Raw genomic sequence first — 20,864 nt, forward strand, 5'->3', positions numbered from 1 at the left:
GGTACTGACTGGAAGAGGCGGGACTGATGGGGACGAAGGACGAGAACGTGCGGATCGACCGGCTGTGGCCGGACCCGGCCGAGGACCTGAGCCCGGCGCAGCTGTTGGAGCACTACGCGTTTCCTGAGCGTCAGGGGGAGGCGCACGACTGGTTGCGGGTGAATTTCGTGACGAGTCTCGACGGCGCGGTGACCCGGGGCGGGGTGTCCGGTCCGCTGGGCACCGCCGGGGACGAGGCGGTGTTCGAGTTGCTGCGCCGCCAGGCCGATGTGGTGATGCTCGGGGCCGGCACCGCGCGGAAAGAGGGCTACGGGGCCATGGTGCTCGACGACGACGCCGTCGCGTGGCGCCGGGACCGCGGGATGCCTGAGCAGCCGGTGTTCGCCCTGGTGTCCGGGCGGCTCGATCTGGACCCGGACTCGCCGATCTTCACCGAGGCGCCGGTGCGACCGGTGGTGTACACGCATCGCGGTGGAACCAGCGGAGCCGGGGCCGACGGGGGCGGATTGCACGCCGAGCGGCGGGCCGCGCTGAGCGAGGTGGCTGACGTCGTCGTCGTGGGTGAAACGGGGCTTGAGGTGGGGTTACTGCGGGCGGATCTGCGCGCTCGCAGGCTGCACCGGGTGCACTGCGAGGGCGGCCCTACCCTGTTTGCCGCGCTGCTGGCGGCCGGGGCGGTGGACGAACTGTGCCTGACCGCCGCCCCCACCGTCGAGTCCGGGCTGGCGGGGCGGATTACCCGCGGGACGTCCGCCGTGCCCACCGAGATGAAACTGAACGGGGTGCTGCGCTGCGGGAACGAGCTGCTGCTGCGATACCGGACGCGGCGGGCATAGGTTCACGCGCGCGGGCGCGAAAGACTGACGGCTACGCGCGCGCGGCGGAGACGGCGCGGGAGTAGTCTTCCTTCACGGTGCGCAGGTGCAGCCAGCTGGTGAGCCGGTGCACGGCGTCGAGCGCTTTGAGCCGGTCCAAGCGGGCGAAGAGTTCGCGCGGGGAGGCCCCGGCCACCGTGGCAATCAGGTCGAACCCGCCGAGGGTGAGTGCGGTGAACTCGACCTCCGGGCTCTCGGCCAGCGCGGCCAACACGGACCGCTCGTCCCCGCCCAGGTTCAGCCCGACGCCGACCTTCACCCGGTCGGAAGCGGCATCCTGGCGCACCACCGCACTGATCTTCAGGATCCGGGCGTCGAGCATCCGGTGCACCCGGGCCCGCACCGCCGTCTGGGAGAGCCGGACCTGCTTGGCGAGGTCGCGGTAGCTGGTGCGACCATCGTGACGCAGCTGCTCGATGAGGGCGGTGTCAATGACGTCCACGGTGCCGGTTCCGGTGAAATGCGAGGCGAAAGTACCGCGCACGACGTCGGTGTAGAGGTTCACCCGCACGGTTTCCGCGCCGGGTAACCCGCGAATCCAACGCAGCGTTTCCCGCAGGGCGGCCTCATCGGCGGCGTGCACCTCGGCCACCACATCCACCGGACCCGACGTCGTCGACACCAGAGGGATCTCCGGGCGGGCGCACAGCCCCTCGATGAGCGCGGACAGGTCCCCGTGACCGGTGATGGAGACGTGGGCGAGGGCGCGGTCGCCGAGAAACGCCGGGTCGGCCGCGGCGACGATGCGGATCTGGCCCGAATCCAGCAGGGCGCGCACCCGGGTGGAGACCAGGGAGCGCTGCACCCCGAGCCGGGCGGCGAGCTCGCGGTAGGTGGCGCGGCCGTCCTCGCGCAGCGCCTGGATGAGGGCTTCGTCGACGTCGCGCGTCATCTGGCATCCAGCCAGGTCCGGTGTACTTCGGGCCGTAGGTCCTCCAGATACCAGGGTCCCTCCGGTCCGGGGGTGGGGCGGGGGCCCACGTCGACGACGAGCAGCCCGGGGGCGCCGTCGAGCGAGCCCAGCACCGCGCCATCGGGACCGGCCACCACGCTGCGCCCGTCGAAATCGAGCCCGTCCTCCACCCCGGTGTGATTGGCGTAGGCCACCGTCATCCGGTTCTCCAGGGCGCGGGCCGGCACGAGCAGCCGCGGAATCTCGGGGGCATCCCCGGCCAGGGCGGTGGGCACCAGCAACAGTTCCGCACCCGCGGTGGCCGCGGCCCGGGCGATTTCTGGGAACTCGATGTCGTAGCAGACCGCCAGGCTCAGAGCGCGGCCGCCGTAGTGCACCACCGGTGGCGGGGTATCGCCGGCGGTGAAGGCGGCACGCTCCTCGGGTCCGAACAGGTGCACCTTCTGATAGTGGGCCAGGCGCTGACCCGTCGCGTCCACCAGCGTGGCCGTGATGCCGCGGTGCTCGGGGGCGCCGTCGTCGGGCAGGCTGTACACCAGGGCGATGGCGTGACGACGGGCGATCTCCTCCAGGGCGCGGTGCGCGGCGGCGACGTCGTCGTCACTCACCTCGGCGCGCACGCGCGCGGGCGCGTAGCCGACCGGGAAAAGCTCCGGGGTCAGCATCAGCGTGGCCCCCTGCTGGGCAGCGGCAGCGGCGGCGTCGTTGATCAGACCCAGATTGTGCTCGATCCGCAATGGTTCGGCGGTTTCCTGGAACACGGCGATTTTCATGGTCCCAGTATGCCCGCAGACCGCTACCGTAGTGAGGGCTGGGACACACTCCGCGGCGAATTCGGCGCAGATGATGTGCGCAGTGAGCAGTATCGCGGCACAATGGAGAATCGTTGGCGGTCCTGCCGTGCGATGGTGAGATGGTGGCGACACAAACGCGGTTTCGGAGGGTTTCCGGGGCGGTTCCGGTGATTGCCGCCTACGGATTCTGCGCGTAGGTTACCCACAAGACCGTGCTGTAGATCACCTTCTGAGGAGAGTTGCATGACACCGCACTCGGATACCACTGCCCCGATCGGCCCCCGGGATTCAGCGCAGACCCCGCGCTATGCCGGGCCCGCCACCTTCGCCCTGCTGCCCACCTTGGACGAGGTCGGCCACGCCGACATTGCGGTGGCCGGGGTGCCCTTCGATTCCGGGGTGAGCTACCGCCCCGGCGCGCGCTTCGGCCCCAACCACGTGCGCGAATCCTCCCGGCTGCTGCGCCCCTACAATCCGGCACAGGACATCTCCCCGTTCGCCGTCGCTCAAGTCGCCGACGCCGGAGACATCGTGGCCAACCCGTTCAACCTGGACGAGGCGGTGGCCCAGGTGGCCGACGGTGCCCGCGCGCTGCTGGAACGCGCTGACCGCCTGGTATGCATTGGCGGCGACCACACGATCGCTTACCCGTTGCTGAAGGTCATGGCCGAGAAGCACGGCCCGGTGGCGGTGCTGCACGCCGATGCGCACCTGGACACCTGGGACACCTACTTCGGCGCCCCGGTCACCCACGGCACCCCGTTCCGCCGCGCTTCCGAGGAGGGGTTTATCGACCTGACCGCCAGCGCCCACCTGGGCACGCGCGGCCCCCTGTACGGCAAGCAGGACCTCGACGACGATGCCGCACTCGGCTTCCAGATCACCGGCAGCGTGGACATCGAGGAGCACGGTATCGCCGCTGCTATTGACCGGCTGCGGAACCGCCTGGGGGATGCCCCCGTGTACATCTCCATCGATGTCGACGTGATGGACCCGGCCCACGCCCCGGGCACCGGAACCCCCGAGGCCGGTGGGATGACTAGCCGGGAAATGCTGCGGGTGATTCGGGAGCTATCCGACCTGAACATTGTGGGCGCTGACGTCGTCGAGGTGGCCCCGGCGTATGATCACGCCCAGCTCACCGGGATCGCCGCCAGCCACCTGGTGTACGAACTCGTTTCAGCCATGAGCGGAGGACAGCGATGAGCGCACCACAGACCGGGCCGACACCCGAGACCGGACCGCTGACCATGCTCGGCCCGGACTTCCCGTTCAGCTACGACCATTACCTCTCCCACCCCGCAGGTCTGGGCTCCGTGCCCGCATCGGCCTACGGCACCGAGGTGGCCGTGGTGGGCGCCGGACTGGCCGGGGTGGTCACCGCTTACGAACTGATGAAAATGGGGCTCAAGCCGGTGGTCTACGAGGCCGGGGCGATCGGAGGACGCCTCAAGTCACAGTCGTTCGAGGGCAACTCCGACGTCGTCGTCGACCTAGGCGGGATGCGTTTCCCCACCTCAGGCCGGGCTTTCTATCACTATGTGGACCAGCTGGGGTTGGAAACCCGCGAGTTCCCGAACCCGCTGGCCGACGTCACCCCCTCCACGGTGGTGGAGCTGAAGAACGAGACCGTCTACGCCGAAAGTGCCGAAGATCTGCCGGACTTTTACCGCGAGGTGGCCGAGGCCTGGAAGCGGGCCCTGGTGGAAGACGCCGAACTCGAAGCCGTGCAGACCGCGATTCGTGCCCGCGACACCGCCACGCTGAAACGGCTGTGGAACGAGCTCGTGGTGAAATTCGACGACGAATCGTTCTACGGGTTCCTGGCGTCGTCGCGCGCGTTCGGTGAGCTCAGCTTCGAGCACCTGGAGACTTTCGGCCAGGTCGGATTCGGGTCGGGCGGCTGGGACACCGACTTCACCAACTCGATTCTGGAGGTGTTGCGCGTGGTGTTCACCGACGCCGACGACCAGCACCGCGGCATCGTGGGCGGGGCGCAGCGGCTCCCGTTGGAACTGTGGGAGCACGTGCCCACGCAGATGGTGCACTGGCCGGCCGGCACCTCGCTGGCCTCCCTGCACGGCGGCACCCCGCGGGGCGCGGTCACCGGGATCCACCGCGGGGAGAACTCAAAGCTGCCTGGTGGCGGGATCCGGATCACCGAAAAATGGGGGCGCACCCGCGAGTTCGCCTCCGCCGTCGTGACCTGCCAGTCGTGGCTGCTCTCGAGCCGGATCGACACGGATGAATCCTTGTTCCCGGCGGGAATGTGGACGGCGATCGAGAAGAGTCACTACATGCTCTCCTCCAAGACCTTCGTGATGGTGGACCGGTCCTTCTGGCGGGATCTCGATCCGGAGACGGGACGCCCGGTGATGTCGATGACGCTGACCGACCGGCTTCCGCGTGCCACCTATCTGTTGGACGAAGGGCCGGACCAGCCAGCGGCGATGCTGTTGTCCTACACCTGGAACGACGACGCCCTCAAGTGGCTGGCCCTGGACGCCACCGAGCGCACCCGGTTGATGCTGCACTCGCTGCACAAGATCTACCCGGGGCTGGACATCGGCTCGCATATCGTGGGCGAACCGATCACGGTGTCCTGGGAGGCCGACCCGAACTTCATGGGTGCCTTCAAGAACAATCTGCCCGGTCACTACCGGTACCAACAGCGGCTGTTCGGCCACTTCATGCAGGACGAACTGGAGACGCACCAGCGCGGAATCTTCCTGGCCGGCGACGATATTTCCTTCACCGCCGGCTGGGCTGAGGGCGCGGTGACCACCGCATTGAACGCAGTGTGGGGCGTGGTCCGGCACCTGGGCGGCAGCAGCGCCCCCGAGAACCCGGGCCCCGGGGACCAGTGGGATGAGCTAGCACCGGTGCGACTGGACGGGACCAGCCACGGATCCGGTACCGTGACAGGGGGCATCCGATGAAGGAGAGCACATCGTCGACGTCGGCACACACGTACCCCGAGGTGGCCACACCGCCGAGCCGGTCTCGGGCGTCCAGCGCCTGGTGGTTCCTGCTCCCGTCGCTGATCGGGGTGCTGATCTTCATGGTCCCGGTGCCCGACGGTGCCGGCTCCGTGACCATCCCCATCGCGTTCCTCTCGGACACCCTGACCACCGGGCTCGGCGTCGTCGTCCCGTGGATCATTGTCACCCTGGTGGCGGTGTCCGTGGTGGGCACGCTGCTGTGGTGGACCGTGCGTCCGGGATTCTTGGACAACCATCTGGGCCGTACCCTCTTCGACGTCGGCTGGATGTGGCTGGCGGTGCGCGTGGCCGGGCTGGTGTTCGCGCTGCTGATCATTCTGCAGGTGGGTCCGGAGCAGGTGTGGGGCGAAAACACCGGTGCGGTGATCCTGGATCTTGCCACCGTCCTGGCCACGGTCTTCTTCCTGGCCGGGCTATTACTGCCGCTGCTGCTGAGCTTCGGGCTGCTGGACTTCGTGGGCGCGCTGATGACTCGGTTGATGCGCCCGCTGTTCCGCCTGCCCGGACGGTCCTCCGTGGTGGGACTGAGCTCCTGGCTCGGCGACGGCTCGATTGGCGTGCTGATGGCGAATCAGCAGTATGTGCAGGGGTACTACACCAAGCGCGAGGCCGCGGTGCTGGGCACGACGTTCAACATCGTCTCCGTCACCTTCACGGTGGTGATCCTGGGATACCTGGGGTTGCAGCACATGTTCCTGCCGTTCTACCTCACCATCGTGGTGGCCGGGTTGATTGCCGGGGTCGTGATGGTGCGGATTCCGCCGCTCTCCCGAATACCCGACGAGTACGCCGAGGGCGTGACGCCGCAGCCGGAGGACGAGGCTCCGCCGCGGCGCGGGATGCTGCGTCGGGCGTGGAGCAACGGCCTGGACCGGGGAGCGGAGGTGCGCCTGGGTACGGTGATCCGCCACGGGTTCTCCAATGTGTTGGAGATGTGGGTCGTGGTGGTGCCCAGTATCTTGGCGATCGGCACGGTGTCCGTGATGCTGGCCGAGCACACCCCGCTGTTCACCTGGCTGGGCGCCCCGTTCATCCCGGTGCTGGAGCTGATGCAGGTGCCCGAGGCGGAAGCTGCCTCGGCCACCATGCTTATTGGGTTCGCCGACATGTTGCTGCCCGCGGCGTTCGCTGCCTCCATTGACGCCGAGATGACCCGGTTCATCGTCGGTGCCCTGTCGATCACCCAGCTGATCTTCATGTCGGAGGTGGGCGGCATGTTGCTGGCTTCGCGGATTCCGGTGCGCTTCCACCACCTGGTGGCGATCTTCTTGCTGCGCACCGTGATCACCCTCCCGGTCATCGTGGTGATGGCCCACCTGTTCTACTGATCACTCTGGCGCTCGCCGATCAACCGGCCGTGCCCGCGCAACACCTTCACCCCGGCGTTGTTCGCCCAGCGCGCCTGTCCGGCGTCGTCGTAGTGGGCCACCCGTTGGCTACGACGACGTCGCCGACAGACTCGTCCTGGGGCTGAGTGGGGGATTCAGGGGAAACCGGCATGGTTGGACCGCGTCTACCCTCGCACGTGGTGGAATTCTGCACGGTATGTTTCAGCGTGCTCGGGCGGGGCTCAGGCGGTGATGGTGCCGGGGCCGCCGTGCAGCTCGCGGTGCAGGCGCTCCATGCGCTGGTCCAGTTCGGCGGCGGTGTCGGCGGCGTCCTTCAGCTCGGCGAGCATGCCGGAGGGGACGTCGCCGTCGTACTTGTAGTGGATCTTGTGCTCCAGGGACGCCCAGAAGTCCATGGCGATGGTGCGCAGTTGGATCTCGAGGGTCACGTCGCGCCGGCCGGACGACAAATAGATCGGCAGGGTGATGATGGCGTGCAGCGACTTGTACCCATTGGGCTTGGGGTGGGTGATGTAGTCCTTCACCTCGAGCAGGGTGATGTCGTCCTGGGCGGCGAGTAGGTCGAAAATACGGTAGACGTCGGTGACGAAGCTGCAGGTCACCCGCGCCCCGGCAATGTCGGTGATTTCCCGGCGAATCCGCGGCAGATCCAGGCCGACTCCCTTGCGCTCGGCTTTGTTCAGCAGCGAATCAATGGTCTTCACGCGGGTGGAGATGTGCTCGATCGGGTTGTAGTCGTGCAGCTGCTTGAACTCGTCGCGCAGCACGGCCAGCTTCGTCTCGACCTCCCGGGTGGCGAACTTGTACTCCAGCAGCATGCCTTGCAGCGAGTGGCGCAGTGTCTCCAGTTCTTGACCGGTGAAGGTGATCGACCCCGCCCCGGACTGCACGATGAAGGTCTCCTTCGACGTTGCAGATCGGGTCAGCCGCTGGAAGGGGCGCGATGCGGCGTCAGAAGAGGGGAAGGGGGTTAGGCTCACTGCTGCTCCGATTCGGTGTCGGTCGTTCTTCAGGAAGTCTAGGAGGCTCGGCTCCACGGTTCCTGGGATGTGTCCGCTAAGTCCGGGGGCGGACCTGTGCGTCGCGGACCTCCACGATGGTGACCTTGACGCTGCCGACCCTGTGCTGGCGCTCCTGCAGGCGGGTGACGACAGCGTCATGCACATCGGCGGCGACCGTCAGTGTCTGGTGGTCCCGCTGGGCGGAGACCTCCACCTGCACCGACACGCGTCCGTCGTCGAGGGTGACCCGCACACCGTCGGTGCGGCTGGGGTCGGCGTCGCGCTGGGTCCAGCCGTAAGCCTCGGTGTCGGTGAGCGGTGCCCGACGGCGCGGGCGCAACCGGCTCGCGGCCCGGCTCAACCCGTCGGTGAGGGCGGAGAGCACATCAGTGACCGTGGGTTCGCGGCGCAACACCCCGGCGACGCCATCGATGGTGTGGGCCAGCAGCTCCCGCAGGGCGTGCTCGGTGTCGGTGGGTCGAGAACCGGAACCGGTACCGGAATCCAGCGGTTCGGGAGTGGAATCAGGCATCATAGTGCAGGTCCTCCAGCACGAGGTCGACGGAAGTCAGCTCCACGCCCAGCTCGGAGGCGAAGGTGTGGATGAGAGCGGAGCGCAGCTGCTCGTCGTAGCCGCTGCGCCAGATGCGGGGGTCGACGACGAGGCTGACGCGGATGCTCATCCGGGTGCGTCCGCCCTCGGGGTTCTCGTCCACGTGAATGCGTGAGCGGCGCGCGAGCACACCGGTATAGCTGTCCACCACGCGGCGGATGGTGGAGAGGAACACGTACTCGCTGAAGCTGAGATCCGTGGTCGGGGTGCGATACACCGGCACCGGTTTGCCGCGGCGGACGTGGGAGCGGGCGAAATCGACGACGCGCTGAGCCAACTCGGGGCTGATCTCGTGCTTCTCGTCGGCCTCGCGGGCTTGTTCGGTGAGATCACGCAGTCGTGTGAATCGTCGTCGCGCCTCGATGCAGTACGTGCAGGACTGCTCGTGTTCCGTGGGTGGACGGTCCAGATGGTCCCAGACGTCGTCGATGGGGCGGCCGCACTCGAGAATGTCATCGGTGCTCATCGCCACCCCTCCATTCCCTCGGCCAGAGATTTGCGCGCTCTGGCTAAGCGTCCGCGTGCCGTGGGTTCTGTGATCTCTAGTGCATCAGCAATCTGCTGATAAGAAAAGTGTTGCAGTTCGCGTAACACCCAAACCATGCGCTGTTCTTCGGGCAATGATTCCAGCAGTCGGCCCAGCTCATCCATGGACGACGACTGTTCCGCCTGACGCACCGGGTCGGCGTCGGCGGCGCTGGTAGCGGTGGTTTCATCCAGTAAATCGGAGCTGAGCAGAGCGGCGGATAGGGAGCCACGTCGGCGCAACAGGTCCCGGCAGCGGTTCACGCACTGCCGGTACAGCCACGAGGAGAACGCTTCGGGCTGGCGCAGTTGGTCCAGCTTGGTCCAGGCGGAGGTGAAGGTGTCCTGGACGGCGTCCTCGGCGTCGACGCGAGAATTGAGCGTGCGGTAGGCCATGCGAAACAGCGGCGTCTGATAGCGCAAGACCAGCTCCTCGAAGGAGGCGACGTCGCCGTCCTGGGCGCGCAGTACCAGCGTGATGAGATGAGGATCCGGCTCGGCGTCCATGATGCCTCCCTTCGACGGTTCGAATGATAGTTTCAGTGTCGGTCAACGTTTCTGTCTTTCAACCATGCCAGCTATAAGACGGCTACTTTTGAGTATCAACAGGTCAAGTGCGAAAAATCTTCTGGCACGCAGAACTGGTACTGTGATCGCTCGCCGGGCATGATCCTGAGCAGGAACGAGAATCGTGCCCCATCCGGGTGCATAAGCCAGAGAGAAGGATACGCCCATGGACGCAACCGAGACCAGGGTCGAACCATCGGTCACCACGGTCGGGGACGAGATCGCCTCGCCGCTGCAGACCTCGTTGGGCCGCACCACCATCAACGACAGCGTCGTCGCCAAACTGGCGGGACTCGCGGCGCGTCATGTGCCCGGGGTCCACGCGATGGGCACGGCCGCCCGTCGCATGTTTGACGCGGTGTCGAACCGGATTCCCGGCTCGCAGGTGAACGTGGCCGGCGGGGTCTCCGTGGAGAAGGGCGACGTCCAGGCCGCCATCGATCTGACCATCATTGTGGAGTACGGCTCCTCGGTGGTGGCGGTGGCCGAGCAGATCCGCACCGACGTCATCGAGAGTGTGGAATCCGCCACCGGTTTGGACGTGATCGAGGTGAATGTCCACGTCTCCGATGTGCACCTGCCCGAGGACGACGACGTCGAACACGCAGAGGCGAAGGTGTTGCTGTGAACGGGATGAGCCGAACCAGCCTGGGCCTGGTGGTGGGCCTGGTGCTCGGCATCGTGGCCTATTTTGGCGGATTCATGGCCTTCCTGGTGGTGACGTTCTTCGCCGCCGTCGGACTGGTGGTGGGCCTGGTGCTCGACGGGCGCCTGGACCTGGGTGCCCTGGTGGGTCGCGCCACCGACCGGCGGTGACCGAGATGGGTGCGACGACGACCGAAAGTCCGGGGGCGCCTGCGGGTGCGGGCACGGCCGCCGCGCAGCGCGGTGGCTTGGTCCTGACCGAGAAGGTGGTGCAGAAGATCGCCTCTCAGTGCGCTTCCGAAATGGCGGACATCGAGGGTCGCTCCGGTGGATTTCTGGGTCTGGGCGCTCAAGGGGATTCGCAGGCCCGGCCACGGGTGCACGTGAACCTCTCCGGCACCTCGGCCGCGCTGGAGGTTGAAGTCGGGCTGCCGTTCCCGGCGTCGATTCAAGACACCACTCAGCGGCTGCGCGATCGCTTGGCGCAGCGGGTGACCGAGCTGACCGGGGTGCGCGTGCGCCAGGTGGATGTGCGGGTGCGCTACCTGCATCCGCGGGTGGGCCGAGCGGATGAGCGGGTGCTGCGATGAAACATTTGCGACGCCGTCCCCCGCGGACCGCTGTGTCCCTGGTGGTTGCCGTCGTCGTGGTGGCGATCGCCGGGGCCACCCTGTGGGCGGGGCTGACCGCGCTGTTCACCGGGGACTGGCCGCCGGCGGTGGCGGAGTTGCTGACCGGGGTGAGCGACCTGTCGTGGAACGGTGTTGCCGGCTGGAGTGTCGCGGTGGTGGCTGCGCTGGTGGGGCTGGTGCTCGTGCTGTGCGCGGTGATCCCGGGCGCACAGAATGCCGCACCCCTGGACGCGCCCCAGCCGACCGAAGCCACCCGCACGCCCGTGGAGGCACTGCTGCTCACCCAGGGGATGGCCACGCTGGTGTCGGCGGTGGCCGCACAGGTCGATGGGGTGGCGGGTGTGCGCACCTCCGCTGGGCCGCGATCGGTGGTGGTGACGGTGACGACGCCGCTACGCGAGACCGAGACTCTGGTGGCCGAGGTGCGGGAGCACGTGGAACAGCGCCTGGCCGGCACCGGTCTGACCCGGGTGCCGCGGGTGCGCGTGACCGCTCAGGTGAAGGAGGCCTCATGAAAACCCGTGCCGGAGTGCTGAACCGGGTGCTGCTCGGAATGCTGGGCACGCTCCTGCTGGCCATCGGTGTGACCTGGGGGCTGATCGCCGCGGGAGTGTTCGCTGGTGTGGACCCCGTGCTGGCCCCGGAGGCGAGACCGTGGGCGGGTGCGACGACCGTGGAGACTCTGGCGTGGCTGCCCGCCGTGGTGGTGGCGGTGGGGATGATGCTCGCGGCGGCCGGCCTGGCCTGGGTGATCGCCCAGATTCCGCGCAGCCGCCGGGCCGCCACGCTGCGTTTCCACGCCGATGCGCGCACCGGAACCACCGTGATGGATGCGGCCGTGCTCACGGATGCGGTGGCCGCCACCGCGGAAACGCTCGACGACGTCGTCGCCGCCCGGGCGGTGCTGCGCGGGGCACGCCGCGACGCCGAGCTGGCGGTGCAGGTCACCGTGCAGGAACGCGGAGATGTGGCCGCCGTCGTGCGTCGTGTGCATGACGAGGTCCTCCCGCAGGCCGTGCAGGCCCTGGGAGTACCGCTCAGCGCGGCGGGAATCCTCGTGGACGTGACCCGTCAGTCCGGGCGCCGCCACGAGGTGCGGGTGCAGTAAGGACCCCCTCGCGAGGAACGGTCAGCCCTCGCGGCGCTTGACCAGGCTGAGTTCGAACTCCAGGGTCACCTTGTCGCTGACCAGCACGCCGCCGGAATCCAGCGGGGTGTTCCAGGAGACGCCGAATTCCTTGCGGTCGATGCGGCGGCTGCCTTCGAACCCGGCACGCTGTTGCCCAAACGGATCAGTTTCCAGGCCCAGCAACTCCAGCGGGATCGACATGTGGCGAGTGACATCGCGGATGGTCAGGTCACCGGTGACGATGAAGCTGTTCTCCTCCACCTCATCCACGGCGGTGGAAACGAACACCATCTCCGGATAGGTCTCGACGTCGAAAAAGTCCGCGCCGCGCAGGTGGTTGTCGCGCTCGGCGTTGCGGGTATCCACACTGGCCATGTCGACTCGCACCTCGATGGCGGCGTCGGAGGGCGCGTCACCGTCGAAGCGAACCGAGCCGGTGACGGAGTTGAAGGCCCCGCGGACCTTGGCCACCATGGCGTGCCGGCTCTGGAACCCAATGCGGCTGTGCGCGGGGTCGATGTCCCAGGTGCCGGCGAAATCAGGATGAAGGGTCACGGTACTGTTCCTCTCGGGAGTCATGGACGGCGCGACTAATGGTACAACCATCGCTTGAACATTGTGCCATGTTCGGACCGTGCCCGGCAGAGACCGACGAGATCCGTGTCACGGCCCCGCCGGTCTTCCGGAAGGTCAGTCCCGTGTCCCGGCCGCGTGGCGGGCGGCCACCCAACCGAAGGTCATGCCGCCACCTACCTGAGCACCGGCGCCCGGGTACTCCGAACCGAAGGGCGACTGCGCATCGTTGCCGACCGCGTACAGGCCGGGAATCGGGGCGCCGTCGGCGTCAAGCGCCTGAGCGTTCGGGTTCGTGGCAATGCCGCGGGACGTGGCCAGCGGGGTCGGCACGACGGCGATGGCGTAGAAGGGCGCCTCCGCCACCGGGCCGATATTCGGGTTAGGCCCGTGGTTCGGATCGCCGGCCACCTGCCCGAAGAGCAGTTCGCCCTTATGGAAGTCCTCGTCCACCCCGGTGGCGGCAAAACCGTTGTAGCGGCTCACCGTGTTGATCAGCCCCTGGGCGTCCACCCCGATGTTCTCGGCCAGCTCGCGCAGGGTCTGCCCGGTGTGCAGGTAACCGGAGTCGATGTGGCGTCGCAGTGCCAGCTTGGGCAGGTGCGGCATGGTGATCATGCCCAGCCCGTAGCGGGCCAGGGTGCGGGAATCCACCACCAGCCAGGCCGGGATGCTCGGGGTGGTCTCATGCGCCGCGTACATAGCGCGCACGAAACGGTGGTATGACGTCGACTCGTCCACAAAACGCTCACCGGCGGAGTTCACCGCGATGACCCCGGGTTTGCCGCGGTCCCAAATGTGCGGGAAGACGGCGATGGAGCCATCGGCGCGGGTGCCCACGGAGGAGGGGAACCACAGGGCGTTTTCGCCGTTGTCTGGGCCGAGGGCCGCGCCGATCTGGGTGGCCAGGGCGTGGGTATCGCCGGTGACGCCCTCCGCGGCGCGGGAGAACTGCGGTGTGGGTGAGGGCAGGTATTTGGCGCGCAGGTGCGGAGACTGTGCGAACCCGCCGGCGGCCAGCACCACACCACGGCGTGCGCGCACGGTGAGCTGGCGACCCTGATACTCGACGACGGCGCCGGTCACGGCTCCGGTCTCTGCGCCGGTTTCTGTGCTGGTCTCGCGGAGCAGTTCGACGGTGCGGGCATGACGCCACACCTCGCCGCCGCGTTCCACCAGCTGGTAGTACAGGCGAGCCACCAGGGCGTTGCCCATCACCAGGCGGGTGCCGCGGGGATGCTGGCGCACCCGGTCGGCGGCCCAGCGCACGCCGAGGCCGAGGGCGGTGATGGCGGCTTGAGCGGTCTTTTTGGCCTGGCCGGAGAACAGCCCGAGCAGCGTGTTGACCTCGGGACGGCGGACCATCAGCTCACCACCCATCAGCGCGAACTCGTGCACCGGCGGGCGAACATGGGCGAAACGGTGGCCTAACAGGCGCCCGTCGAAGGGTTCGGGCTCCAAAGCCCGGCCCGTGGCACCGGTTTCGGGCAGCTCGGAGTGGTAATCGACGACGGCGGGGGAGTGCAGGAAGCGCACGCCCAGGTCCGCCATCGCGTCGAGCATGCGGGGGGCGTTCTCCACGTAGGCGGTGCGCATTTCTCGCGGGGACTTCTCGCCCACCAGGGTGTCGAGGTAGCGCTGCACGCGTTCGGCGTCGTCGGTATTGCCCTCGGCCCGCTGATACGGGTTGTTCGGAACCCAGGCGGTGCCCGCAGAATAGGCGGTGGTGCCGCCGATCCAGTCGGTCTTCTCCAGGGCGAGCACCGTCATGCCTCCGGCGACGCCGGTCAGCGCGGCGGACAGTCCGGCCGCACCGGTGCCCAGCACCAGCAGGTCCACCTCACGATCGGCGTGGGCGGATGTAGCGGCGTCGGACCGGTGGGTGGCGGTGCGTGGCGCGTCGGCGTGCGAGGAAGACATGACGATTTCTGCCCTTCGTAACGGGGGATTTTGGTCCATCGTCGCGACAAGCGGGTGCTGTGGACCACACAGGTCCCGTTGATCGGGAGTGATTCAGCGCGCGGCGACCCGCACCAGCTCGTCCACCACCTTATCCAGGGTCTGGGTGTGCCGGTCGGTGGGGTTCAGGGTATCCCCCTCAAAATCGAAGCGGTTGTAGAGCAGCACCTGGTGCCCGATGCTGGGCTGGTTGTACGGCTGAATGCTGACCCGCCAGGCATCCACCGCGCGCGCCCCGCCCACGCCCCCGTATGAGACGAACGCGACCGGTTTGTTCATCCAGGGTGCATCGAGCAGATCGTAGGCGTTCTTCGCGTACCCGGGCATGGCGCGGTTGTACTCGGGGGTGATGAACAGGAACCCGTCGCAACGATCGACGTCGTCGCGCCACCGCACCAGATCCGCCGGGGCGTCGGCCTCCCCGGACTGACCGTAGCGGCGCAGGGCGGGGACGTCGTAGTCGGCCAGGTCCAGGGTGGTCCACTCGACGTCGTCCAGCGCGCGGGTGTTCAGGCGATCAAGCACCCAGGCGCTCACCGAATCGGCCTTGCGCGGGGAGCGGACGGAAAGAATGACGACGCCGAGTTTCACGGTGGTCCTTTCGAAAGAGGTGCTGTGCGGGCTGGGTTAACCGTTGCTGTTTATACCGTACCGGTCCCGGTGGTGACGGGCAGGGGGCGAAGCCAGCTGTATGTCTGCGCGTGACGAGCCCGCGGTGGGCGGCTTAGGCTGAAGGAAACTCTGGCTGTTCTGGCCGAAGGATACCGAAGATAGGAGTCATCATGACCGACACACCCGCTGGCATCTCCGAATTCCACTCCCGCGGCAACGACCCCTACTCCCGACTGGAAACGGTGCCCGAATTCAGCGTCACCTCCACCACGGTGACCGACGGCGGGGCGTGGCCGGCGGCGCAGTATTCCGGGGCCTTCGGGGTGCCCGGGGGCGAAGACGCGTCCCCGCAGCTGAGCTGGTCGGGTGCGCCCGAGGGCACGCGGTCCTACGCGGTGACGGTGTACGACCCGGACGCTCCCACCGGATCAGGGTTCTGGCACTGGTCGGTGGGCAACATTCCTGCTGAGGTGACCGAGCTGGCAGAAAACGCCGGGGTGGCGGATGGTTCCGGGCTGCCAGTGGGTGCGTTCCAACTGAAGAACGACGGCGGAGGAGCCGGCTTCATCGGTGCCGCCCCGCCGGCCGGACACGGGGAGCACCGTTACTTCATCACCGTGCACGCCCTGGATGTACCGGAGCTGGACATTCCCGCGGACGCCTCGAACGCGTTCTTCGGGTTCAACCGCTTCGGCCACGAGATCGGCCGGGCGACCCTGGTGGTGACCGGCGAGATCACCGAGTGAGCGTTCAGTTCAACCGGGCGGCGCGGATCGCCCACGGCGTCGTCGCATTGGTGGCACTGGCCGCGGTGTCGACGTCGATGAATATCGGCAGCTGGAAACACAGCCAGTTACCCGACCATGTGGGCTACGCCGGCGGGTTCGACGCCGGGTGGGAGCACATGGCGAATCAGCCCGCGTACTTTACGGTGACCTCGTGCCTGCTGGTGCTGATCGCGTCGGTGGCTGCTGCGGTACGCCCGGCGGGCCATGTGGTTGGCCGCGTGGTGGGCCGGTGGGGCGCGGTGTTCGCCGTCGTGCGCATCGCCTCCATCGGCTGCATCGCGATCACCGGGCTGGTGTTTAACGTGCTGTTGCGCGACGACTCGCCCCTGGTCGGCGTCGAGTGGTGGAACGACACGCTGGCGCATGTGGTCTTGCCGGTGCTGGCGCCCGCGGTGTGGCTGGTGTTCGGCCCGCGCGGGGAGATCACGGGGCGACGAATACTGGCCTCGACAATCCTGCCGCTGACCTGGCTGGGAGCCACACTTTTCCGCGGCCCGCTGCTGGACTGGTACCCCTACGACATCCTGGATGTGCCGGGGCGGGGCTGGGGCGTGGTGGGCCCCACGGTCGGGGTGATCCTGGTGGTGTATCTCGTCGTCGTCGGGGTGATGTTCGCCGTCGACCGAGTTCTCGCTTCAAACCGTTTGAAATTTAAGAGAGGCTAACCTAAACTCATAGCCGCACAACTTTGTGATGGCTACGGAAAGGGCCTCCCCATGGTCTCTTCACGCACGCGTGGAACGCTGGCGGCAGGCTCGCTTGCCCTGCTGTTCGCGCTGACCTCCTGCTCCTCCGACGACGGCGGCGCCGAGACCGGTGCTGAGGGAGACGACTTCACCCCGGTGACGATCGAGCACGCCCTGGGCACCGCAGAGATCACCGACAAGCCGGAGCGCGTGGTAACCCTGGGCCAGGGTTCAGCCGAGACCGCCATTGCGCTCGGGGTGACCCCGGTGGGCATCGAAGAGTACCCGTGGGGCGCGGATGAGACCGGGTACCTGCCCTGGATTCACGACGCCGTCGAGGAGTCCGGAGACGAACTGCCCGAACAGTTCACCGGTTCCACCGAACTCGATGTGGAAGCGATCGTCGCCCTGGAACCCGACGTGATTCTGGCACCCTGGTCCGGCGTCACCCAGGAACAGTTCGACGTGCTCAACGACATTGCGCCCACCGTGGCCTACGCGGAGCAGCCCTGGGTGATCACCTGGGAGGAACAGATTAACGTGGTGGCCGAGGCGCTGGGTGAAGCGGACCAGGCGGAGACGCTGATTCAGGACATTGAGAACCAGTTCGACGAGGCCGTCCGTGAGGACTGGTCTCGTTATACGTTCTCCTACATTTACAACGACGGACCGGGCACCCTGGGTGTGTTCTACCCCGGCGAGCAGCGCGTGGCCATGCTCTCCGGACTCGGCCTGACCCCCGATCTGAGCGCCGAAGATCTCGCCGAGTACGACGTGCCCGGCACCGACTCCGCCATGATCGGGCTGGAAAATGCGGACATGCTCAACGATTCCGACCTGATCTTCACCTTCTACTCGGACGCGGCGAACCGCCAAGAAATCGAATCGCAAGAGCTTTACGGTTCTATCCCCGCCATCGACAACGGCGCCGTGGTGGCTGCCGAGGACCAATCGTTCGTGACGGCGTCGTCCATCATCAACCCGCTGACCGTGCCGTGGGTGATCGAGCGGTACGAGCCCATGATCGAGGAGGCCATTGAGAACGTCGACGCGGAGTAGCTCGACGACGCACCGGGGTGCAGCTGGTCGGGGTGCGGCTGGTCGGGGTGCGGCTACCCTGACCGTGACGGCGCTCGTGCTGGGCCTCGCCGTCGCGTGTTCCATCCTGTTCGGTTCGCGGGTGATCAGCGCTGCGGATACCTGGGCGGTGGTCACCGGTGCCACGTCGGCCGGGGATTCGCTGGCCTACGTGCGCGAGGTGGTGGCGACTCGGGTGCCGCGTACCGTGATGGGCGCGCTGGTGGGCGCGGCGCTCGCGGTGTCCGGGGTCATCATCCAGGCGATCACGCGCAACCCGCTGGGCGAGCCCGGGTTGCTCGGGGTGACCGCCGGATCCTCCGCTGCGGTGGTGACCGCCGTCGCGTTCTTTGGGGCGTCCAGCGTGCGCGGGGCGGTGTGGATTGCGTTGCCCGGGGCGGTGATCGCGGTGCTGGCGGTGTACCTGTTGGGGCGGCCCTCGAAAACCGACTCCGTGATTCCGCTCGTGCTGGCCGGGGCGGTGATTTCCGCGGTGCTGTACGCCTACATTCAGGCCATGATCCTCACGCGCCCGGATGCGTTCGACTCTTACCGTCACTGGGTGGTGGGCTCGCTGGCCGGGGCTCGTTTTGACACCGTGACGGCGGTGGCGCCGGCGCTACTACTCGGGTTTCTGCTCGCGCTCGCACTGAGTTCCGGCCTGAATTCGTTGGCGCTCGGCGACGATGTGGCCACCTCGCTGGGGGTGCACGTGCCGTGGGTGCGCGCTGGCGGGATTCTGGCCGCGACGCTGTTGGCCGCGGGTGCGACGGCGGCGGTCGGGCCGGTGGCATTTGTGGGGCTGGCGGTTCCCCACATGATGCGGGCGGTGGCCCCGGCCGACGTGCGCTGGCAGATCCCCCTGAACGCGCTCGGCGGGGCCGCGTTGCTGCTGGCTTCCGACGTCGTCGCGCGGGTGATCGCCCGGCCCCAAGAACTGATGGTCGGCGTGGTGACTGCGTTCGTGGGGGCGCCGTTCCTGCTACTGGCGGTCCGCCGCGGACGGGCGGGCGTGTGATGACCCACTCTGTCACCTGGTACCGTCTGGGCCCGGTGCTGCTTCCGGTGCGACGTCGGTCCCGCCGACTGGCGTTGATGCTGGTGGCGGCGGTGGTGCTGTTGGCCGCGGTGACCCTAGCCCTGGGGGACCTCGGACTCGGCCCGGTTGATGTGATGGCAGCCGTGCAGGGGGAGATGAGTGCGTCGACCCGGTTCGTGCTGGAGCGGTTGCGCGGGCCGCGGCTGCTGGTGGCGATCGGGGTCGGTGTCGCGCTGGGTGTCTCCGGCGCGTTGTTCCAAACCGTGACCCGCAATCCACTGGGTTCCCCAGACGTGCTCGGCCTGGCCGCCGGTGCCGGAGCCGGGGTGGCAGTGGCGACGCTGATGGCACCCGGGCTCTCCACCCCCGTGGGCGCGGTGCTGGGTGCCGGCGCCGCCATCGGGTTGGTCTACGTGTCCACCGGTCTGGGGTTTGCCTCCCCGGCGCGGGTGATCATCACCGGCATTGCGGTGGCGGCGATGGCGACTGCCGTCACACAGTACGTGGTGGCGGTGGTGTTGCGTGACCACGGATCCCAGCTGGCCGCCTACATTGCGGGCAGCCTGAACTCGCGGTCGCTGGGGCACGCCGCAATCATCGGGGTGGCGCTGCTCGTCCTGCTGCCCGTGGTCGGATGGTGGTCCACGCGGCTGCAACTGATGGATCTCGGAGACGACGTCGCCGAAGGGTTGGGCGGCTCGGCCGTGGGCACCCGCACCGCGGCCATTGTCCTGTCGACGCTGCTCGCGGCATCGGCTGTCGCCGTCTCCGGCCCCATTGCCTTCGTGGCGCTGACTGCTCCGCACATCGCCCGTCGACTCTCGCATGCCCCGGGTCCGAACCTCGTACTGGCCGGGCTCACCGGTGCAGTCATCATGCTCGCGGCGGATCTGCTGGCGCAGCAGGTGTTTGACGGGCTGCCCGTGGGCATCATCACCGCCGGGGTGGGCGGGGCCTACCTCGGCTACTTGCTCGTGACCGAATGGAAGAAGACCAGCATATGACGCAATCCACCTTGCGCGCCGAGTCCATCACGGTGGGCTACGGCGGCGCTCCCGTGCTGCAGGACTTGGATTTCGCGGTGCCGCCGGGCCGTTTTACCGCGGTGATCGGACCGAATGGTTGCGGGAAGTCGACCCTGGTGAAAACCTTGGCGCGCACCCTGAAGCCCGAGTCCGGGCACGTGGTGCTGGAGGAGAAACCGCTGCAGCAGTGGCGGACCAAAGAGATCGCGCGTCGAGTGGCGCTGCTACCTCAGCACCCGGTGACACCCGACGGCGTGACGGTGCGCTCGTTAGTGGCGCGTGGACGGCACCCGTACCACGGGCCGTTGCGGCAGTGGGCCCCGGGCGACGACGACGCGGTGGAGTCCGCGCTGAAGGCCACTGGAGTGGCGGAGTTGCGCGATGAACCGGTGCTGGGGCTGTCCGGTGGGCAGCGGCAAAGGGTGTGGATTGCGATGGTGTTGGCCCAGGACACCTCTTTGGTGTTGCTCGATGAGCCGACGTCGTTTCTGGATGTGGCCCATCAGATCGAGGTGCTGCACCTGTGCCAGGACATGGTGGCCGATGGTCGCACCGTGGTGGCCGTGCTGCATGACCTGAATCAGGCGGCCCGCTATGCCGACGAGGTGGTGGTGATGAACCACGGGAGGATGGTTGCATCGGGCGCGCCGTCGGAGGTCATGACCTCGGATCTGGTGGCCGAGGTGTTCGGGCTGGCCTGTGAGATGGTCGCCGACCCGCAGTCCGGCACTCCCATTGTGGTGCCCCTGGCGCGGTGAGCTGCGCGGGTTCCGGTGCGTTACCCGTTGCGCTCGGCTTTGAACCGGGCCCAGGCCTCGGGCAGTCGGGCGTCGTCGACGAGCCACCCCATGTAGTCACGCATATTCTCGAGGCGGGTGTGGGCGGGGCTGCCGGCGGGTAATAGTGGACACCGATCCTCGACTCACTCCGAGTTCCTCGGAGATGCCGGCGGCGCTGACCCCGGCCGAGTCATCGAGCAGCAGATAGGCGGCGATGCGGCCTTCGATGCGCGAGGCGCCTTTGATAGCCCAGTAGTCGGCGAACCGCTCGATCAATTCAG

The 20,864-nt window shown here is 67.7% G+C and carries 25 protein-coding genes; 15 read left to right on the top strand and 10 right to left on the bottom strand.

Annotated features, from left to right (window positions below):
* Positions 1–26: 26 nt before the first annotated feature.
* The gene (locus O1A05_RS04455) at positions 27–836 is read left to right on the top strand and encodes a pyrimidine reductase family protein (protein ID WP_270106859.1); all 810 of its coding nucleotides are present in this window, start codon (positions 27–29) and stop codon (positions 834–836) included.
* Positions 837–867: 31 nt separating this feature from the next.
* Here the strand turns inward: O1A05_RS04455 and O1A05_RS04460 are convergent, their stop codons facing one another.
* Positions 868–1,767, bottom strand: coding sequence for an Lrp/AsnC family transcriptional regulator (locus tag O1A05_RS04460; protein WP_270106860.1), 900 nt, complete (start codon positions 1,765–1,767; stop codon positions 868–870).
* The gene (locus O1A05_RS04465; RefSeq protein WP_270106861.1) at positions 1,764–2,561 is read right to left on the bottom strand and encodes a nitrilase-related carbon-nitrogen hydrolase; all 798 of its coding nucleotides are present in this window, start codon (positions 2,559–2,561) and stop codon (positions 1,764–1,766) included. Before O1A05_RS04465 ends, O1A05_RS04460 begins: the two co-directional genes overlap by 4 nt.
* A 264-nt stretch (positions 2,562–2,825) precedes the next feature.
* Here O1A05_RS04465 and speB point away from each other — a divergent pair, with 264 nt between their 5' ends.
* The 3 genes from speB to O1A05_RS04480 are packed head-to-tail and all read left to right on the top strand — an operon-like array spanning position 2,826 to position 6,912.
* Positions 2,826–3,788 (top strand): agmatinase, encoded by a 963-nt coding sequence (gene speB / locus O1A05_RS04470; protein WP_270106862.1) that lies wholly within the window; start codon positions 2,826–2,828, stop codon positions 3,786–3,788.
* A complete protein-coding gene (locus tag O1A05_RS04475) occupies positions 3,785–5,521 on the top strand; it encodes a flavin monoamine oxidase family protein (protein WP_270106863.1) in 1,737 nt (578 codons plus the stop codon). Before speB ends, O1A05_RS04475 begins: the two co-directional genes overlap by 4 nt.
* Positions 5,518–6,912: a YjiH family protein gene (locus tag O1A05_RS04480; RefSeq protein ID WP_270106864.1), complete on the top strand. Its 1,395-nt coding sequence runs from the start codon at positions 5,518–5,520 to the stop codon at positions 6,910–6,912. The genes O1A05_RS04475 and O1A05_RS04480 overlap by 4 nt, the downstream gene beginning before the upstream one ends.
* Positions 6,913–7,154: 242 nt before the next feature.
* Here O1A05_RS04480 and O1A05_RS04485 read toward each other — a convergent pair whose 3' ends face one another.
* The 4 genes from O1A05_RS04485 to O1A05_RS04500 form a co-directional block, all read right to left on the bottom strand.
* On the bottom strand, positions 7,155–7,751 hold the full coding sequence (locus O1A05_RS04485; protein WP_270107502.1) for a GTP pyrophosphokinase: 597 nt from the start codon (positions 7,749–7,751) through the stop codon (positions 7,155–7,157).
* 238 nt (positions 7,752–7,989) lie between these two features.
* Positions 7,990–8,469 (bottom strand): hypothetical protein, encoded by a 480-nt coding sequence (locus O1A05_RS04490; protein ID WP_270106865.1) that lies wholly within the window; start codon positions 8,467–8,469, stop codon positions 7,990–7,992.
* Positions 8,459–9,013: a hypothetical protein gene (locus O1A05_RS04495; RefSeq protein WP_270106866.1), complete on the bottom strand. Its 555-nt coding sequence runs from the start codon at positions 9,011–9,013 to the stop codon at positions 8,459–8,461. The genes O1A05_RS04490 and O1A05_RS04495 overlap by 11 nt, the downstream gene beginning before the upstream one ends.
* The gene (locus O1A05_RS04500; RefSeq protein ID WP_270106867.1) at positions 9,010–9,579 is read right to left on the bottom strand and encodes an RNA polymerase sigma factor; all 570 of its coding nucleotides are present in this window, start codon (positions 9,577–9,579) and stop codon (positions 9,010–9,012) included. The genes O1A05_RS04495 and O1A05_RS04500 overlap by 4 nt, the downstream gene beginning before the upstream one ends.
* A 226-nt stretch (positions 9,580–9,805) precedes the next feature.
* On the opposite strand from O1A05_RS04500, the gene O1A05_RS04505 reads away from it, so the two are divergent.
* The 5 genes from O1A05_RS04505 to O1A05_RS04525 are packed head-to-tail and all read left to right on the top strand — an operon-like array spanning position 9,806 to position 12,024.
* Positions 9,806–10,267, top strand: a complete 462-nt coding sequence (locus tag O1A05_RS04505) for an Asp23/Gls24 family envelope stress response protein (RefSeq protein ID WP_270106868.1) — start codon at positions 9,806–9,808, stop codon at positions 10,265–10,267.
* 5 nt (positions 10,268–10,272) lie between these two features.
* On the top strand, positions 10,273–10,455 hold the full coding sequence (locus O1A05_RS04510) for a hypothetical protein (RefSeq protein WP_270106869.1): 183 nt from the start codon (positions 10,273–10,275) through the stop codon (positions 10,453–10,455).
* Between the two features lie 5 nt (positions 10,456–10,460).
* Positions 10,461–10,874: an Asp23/Gls24 family envelope stress response protein gene (locus tag O1A05_RS04515; protein ID WP_270106870.1), complete on the top strand. Its 414-nt coding sequence runs from the start codon at positions 10,461–10,463 to the stop codon at positions 10,872–10,874.
* Positions 10,871–11,431 carry a DUF6286 domain-containing protein gene (locus O1A05_RS04520; RefSeq protein WP_270106871.1) on the top strand — a complete coding sequence of 187 codons (561 nt, stop codon included), beginning with the start codon at positions 10,871–10,873 and terminating at the stop codon, positions 11,429–11,431. Before O1A05_RS04515 ends, O1A05_RS04520 begins: the two co-directional genes overlap by 4 nt.
* Positions 11,428–12,024 carry an alkaline shock response membrane anchor protein AmaP gene (locus O1A05_RS04525; protein ID WP_270106872.1) on the top strand — a complete coding sequence of 199 codons (597 nt, stop codon included), beginning with the start codon at positions 11,428–11,430 and terminating at the stop codon, positions 12,022–12,024. The genes O1A05_RS04520 and O1A05_RS04525 overlap by 4 nt, the downstream gene beginning before the upstream one ends.
* A 21-nt stretch (positions 12,025–12,045) precedes the next feature.
* On the opposite strand, the gene O1A05_RS04530 is transcribed toward O1A05_RS04525, so the two are convergent.
* The 3 genes from O1A05_RS04530 to O1A05_RS04540 all read right to left on the bottom strand — a co-directional run bounded on the left by O1A05_RS04530 (position 12,046) and on the right by O1A05_RS04540 (position 15,168).
* The gene (locus O1A05_RS04530) at positions 12,046–12,600 is read right to left on the bottom strand and encodes a YceI family protein (protein ID WP_442867664.1); all 555 of its coding nucleotides are present in this window, start codon (positions 12,598–12,600) and stop codon (positions 12,046–12,048) included.
* Between the two features lie 135 nt (positions 12,601–12,735).
* Positions 12,736–14,538, bottom strand: a complete 1,803-nt coding sequence (locus O1A05_RS04535) for an FAD-binding protein (protein WP_270106874.1) — start codon at positions 14,536–14,538, stop codon at positions 12,736–12,738.
* A gap of 93 nt (positions 14,539–14,631) precedes the next feature.
* The gene (locus O1A05_RS04540) at positions 14,632–15,168 is read right to left on the bottom strand and encodes an NADPH-dependent FMN reductase (RefSeq protein ID WP_270106875.1); all 537 of its coding nucleotides are present in this window, start codon (positions 15,166–15,168) and stop codon (positions 14,632–14,634) included.
* Positions 15,169–15,359: 191 nt separating this feature from the next.
* Here O1A05_RS04540 and O1A05_RS04545 point away from each other — a divergent pair, with 191 nt between their 5' ends.
* From O1A05_RS04545 to O1A05_RS04570, 6 genes are all read left to right on the top strand, one after another.
* Positions 15,360–15,935 carry a YbhB/YbcL family Raf kinase inhibitor-like protein gene (locus tag O1A05_RS04545; RefSeq protein ID WP_270106876.1) on the top strand — a complete coding sequence of 192 codons (576 nt, stop codon included), beginning with the start codon at positions 15,360–15,362 and terminating at the stop codon, positions 15,933–15,935.
* A complete protein-coding gene (locus O1A05_RS04550) occupies positions 15,932–16,642 on the top strand; it encodes a Pr6Pr family membrane protein (protein ID WP_270106877.1) in 711 nt (236 codons plus the stop codon). Before O1A05_RS04545 ends, O1A05_RS04550 begins: the two co-directional genes overlap by 4 nt.
* Positions 16,643–16,693: 51 nt before the next feature.
* Positions 16,694–17,722: an iron-siderophore ABC transporter substrate-binding protein gene (locus O1A05_RS04555; protein ID WP_270106878.1), complete on the top strand. Its 1,029-nt coding sequence runs from the start codon at positions 16,694–16,696 to the stop codon at positions 17,720–17,722.
* A 64-nt stretch (positions 17,723–17,786) separates the two neighbouring features.
* The gene (locus O1A05_RS04560) at positions 17,787–18,758 is read left to right on the top strand and encodes a FecCD family ABC transporter permease (protein ID WP_270106879.1); all 972 of its coding nucleotides are present in this window, start codon (positions 17,787–17,789) and stop codon (positions 18,756–18,758) included.
* A complete protein-coding gene (locus tag O1A05_RS04565; protein ID WP_270106880.1) occupies positions 18,758–19,783 on the top strand; it encodes a FecCD family ABC transporter permease in 1,026 nt (341 codons plus the stop codon). Before O1A05_RS04560 ends, O1A05_RS04565 begins: the two co-directional genes overlap by 1 nt.
* Positions 19,780–20,562: an ABC transporter ATP-binding protein gene (locus O1A05_RS04570; protein WP_270106881.1), complete on the top strand. Its 783-nt coding sequence runs from the start codon at positions 19,780–19,782 to the stop codon at positions 20,560–20,562. The genes O1A05_RS04565 and O1A05_RS04570 overlap by 4 nt, the downstream gene beginning before the upstream one ends.
* A 96-nt stretch (positions 20,563–20,658) precedes the next feature.
* On the opposite strand, the gene O1A05_RS04575 is transcribed toward O1A05_RS04570, so the two are convergent.
* Positions 20,659–20,859: a hypothetical protein gene (locus O1A05_RS04575; protein ID WP_270106882.1), complete on the bottom strand. Its 201-nt coding sequence runs from the start codon at positions 20,857–20,859 to the stop codon at positions 20,659–20,661.
* Positions 20,860–20,864 lie beyond the last annotated feature (5 nt).

This window comes from Citricoccus sp. NR2, assembly GCF_027594385.1.
Classification (GTDB): domain Bacteria; phylum Actinomycetota; class Actinomycetes; order Actinomycetales; family Micrococcaceae; genus CmP2.

Excerpts from the sequence above, each read along its gene's own strand:
- O1A05_RS04455 (WP_270106859.1), top strand. The coding sequence starts at position 27 with ATGGGGACGAAGGACGAGAACGTGCGGATCGACCGGCTGTGGCCGGAC.
- O1A05_RS04555 (WP_270106878.1), top strand. The coding sequence starts at position 16,694 with ATGGTCTCTTCACGCACGCGTGGAACGCTGGCGGCAGGCTCGCTTGCC.
- O1A05_RS04535 (WP_270106874.1), bottom strand. The coding sequence starts at position 14,538 with ATGTCTTCCTCGCACGCCGACGCGCCACGCACCGCCACCCACCGGTCC.
- speB (WP_270106862.1), top strand. The coding sequence starts at position 2,826 with ATGACACCGCACTCGGATACCACTGCCCCGATCGGCCCCCGGGATTCA.
- O1A05_RS04460 (WP_270106860.1), bottom strand. The coding sequence starts at position 1,767 with ATGACGCGCGACGTCGACGAAGCCCTCATCCAGGCGCTGCGCGAGGAC.
- O1A05_RS04545 (WP_270106876.1), top strand. The coding sequence starts at position 15,360 with ATGACCGACACACCCGCTGGCATCTCCGAATTCCACTCCCGCGGCAAC.
- O1A05_RS04510 (WP_270106869.1), top strand. The coding sequence starts at position 10,273 with ATGAGCCGAACCAGCCTGGGCCTGGTGGTGGGCCTGGTGCTCGGCATC.
- O1A05_RS04465 (WP_270106861.1), bottom strand. The coding sequence starts at position 2,561 with ATGAAAATCGCCGTGTTCCAGGAAACCGCCGAACCATTGCGGATCGAG.
- O1A05_RS04520 (WP_270106871.1), top strand. The coding sequence starts at position 10,871 with ATGAAACATTTGCGACGCCGTCCCCCGCGGACCGCTGTGTCCCTGGTG.
- O1A05_RS04565 (WP_270106880.1), top strand. The coding sequence starts at position 18,758 with ATGACCCACTCTGTCACCTGGTACCGTCTGGGCCCGGTGCTGCTTCCG.
- O1A05_RS04480 (WP_270106864.1), top strand. The coding sequence starts at position 5,518 with ATGAAGGAGAGCACATCGTCGACGTCGGCACACACGTACCCCGAGGTG.
- O1A05_RS04515 (WP_270106870.1), top strand. The coding sequence starts at position 10,461 with ATGGGTGCGACGACGACCGAAAGTCCGGGGGCGCCTGCGGGTGCGGGC.
- O1A05_RS04485 (WP_270107502.1), bottom strand. The coding sequence starts at position 7,751 with ATGCTGCTGGAGTACAAGTTCGCCACCCGGGAGGTCGAGACGAAGCTG.
- O1A05_RS04525 (WP_270106872.1), top strand. The coding sequence starts at position 11,428 with ATGAAAACCCGTGCCGGAGTGCTGAACCGGGTGCTGCTCGGAATGCTG.
- O1A05_RS04505 (WP_270106868.1), top strand. The coding sequence starts at position 9,806 with ATGGACGCAACCGAGACCAGGGTCGAACCATCGGTCACCACGGTCGGG.
- O1A05_RS04570 (WP_270106881.1), top strand. The coding sequence starts at position 19,780 with ATGACGCAATCCACCTTGCGCGCCGAGTCCATCACGGTGGGCTACGGC.
- O1A05_RS04500 (WP_270106867.1), bottom strand. The coding sequence starts at position 9,579 with ATGGACGCCGAGCCGGATCCTCATCTCATCACGCTGGTACTGCGCGCC.
- O1A05_RS04475 (WP_270106863.1), top strand. The coding sequence starts at position 3,785 with ATGAGCGCACCACAGACCGGGCCGACACCCGAGACCGGACCGCTGACC.
- O1A05_RS04495 (WP_270106866.1), bottom strand. The coding sequence starts at position 9,013 with ATGAGCACCGATGACATTCTCGAGTGCGGCCGCCCCATCGACGACGTC.
- O1A05_RS04490 (WP_270106865.1), bottom strand. The coding sequence starts at position 8,469 with ATGATGCCTGATTCCACTCCCGAACCGCTGGATTCCGGTACCGGTTCC.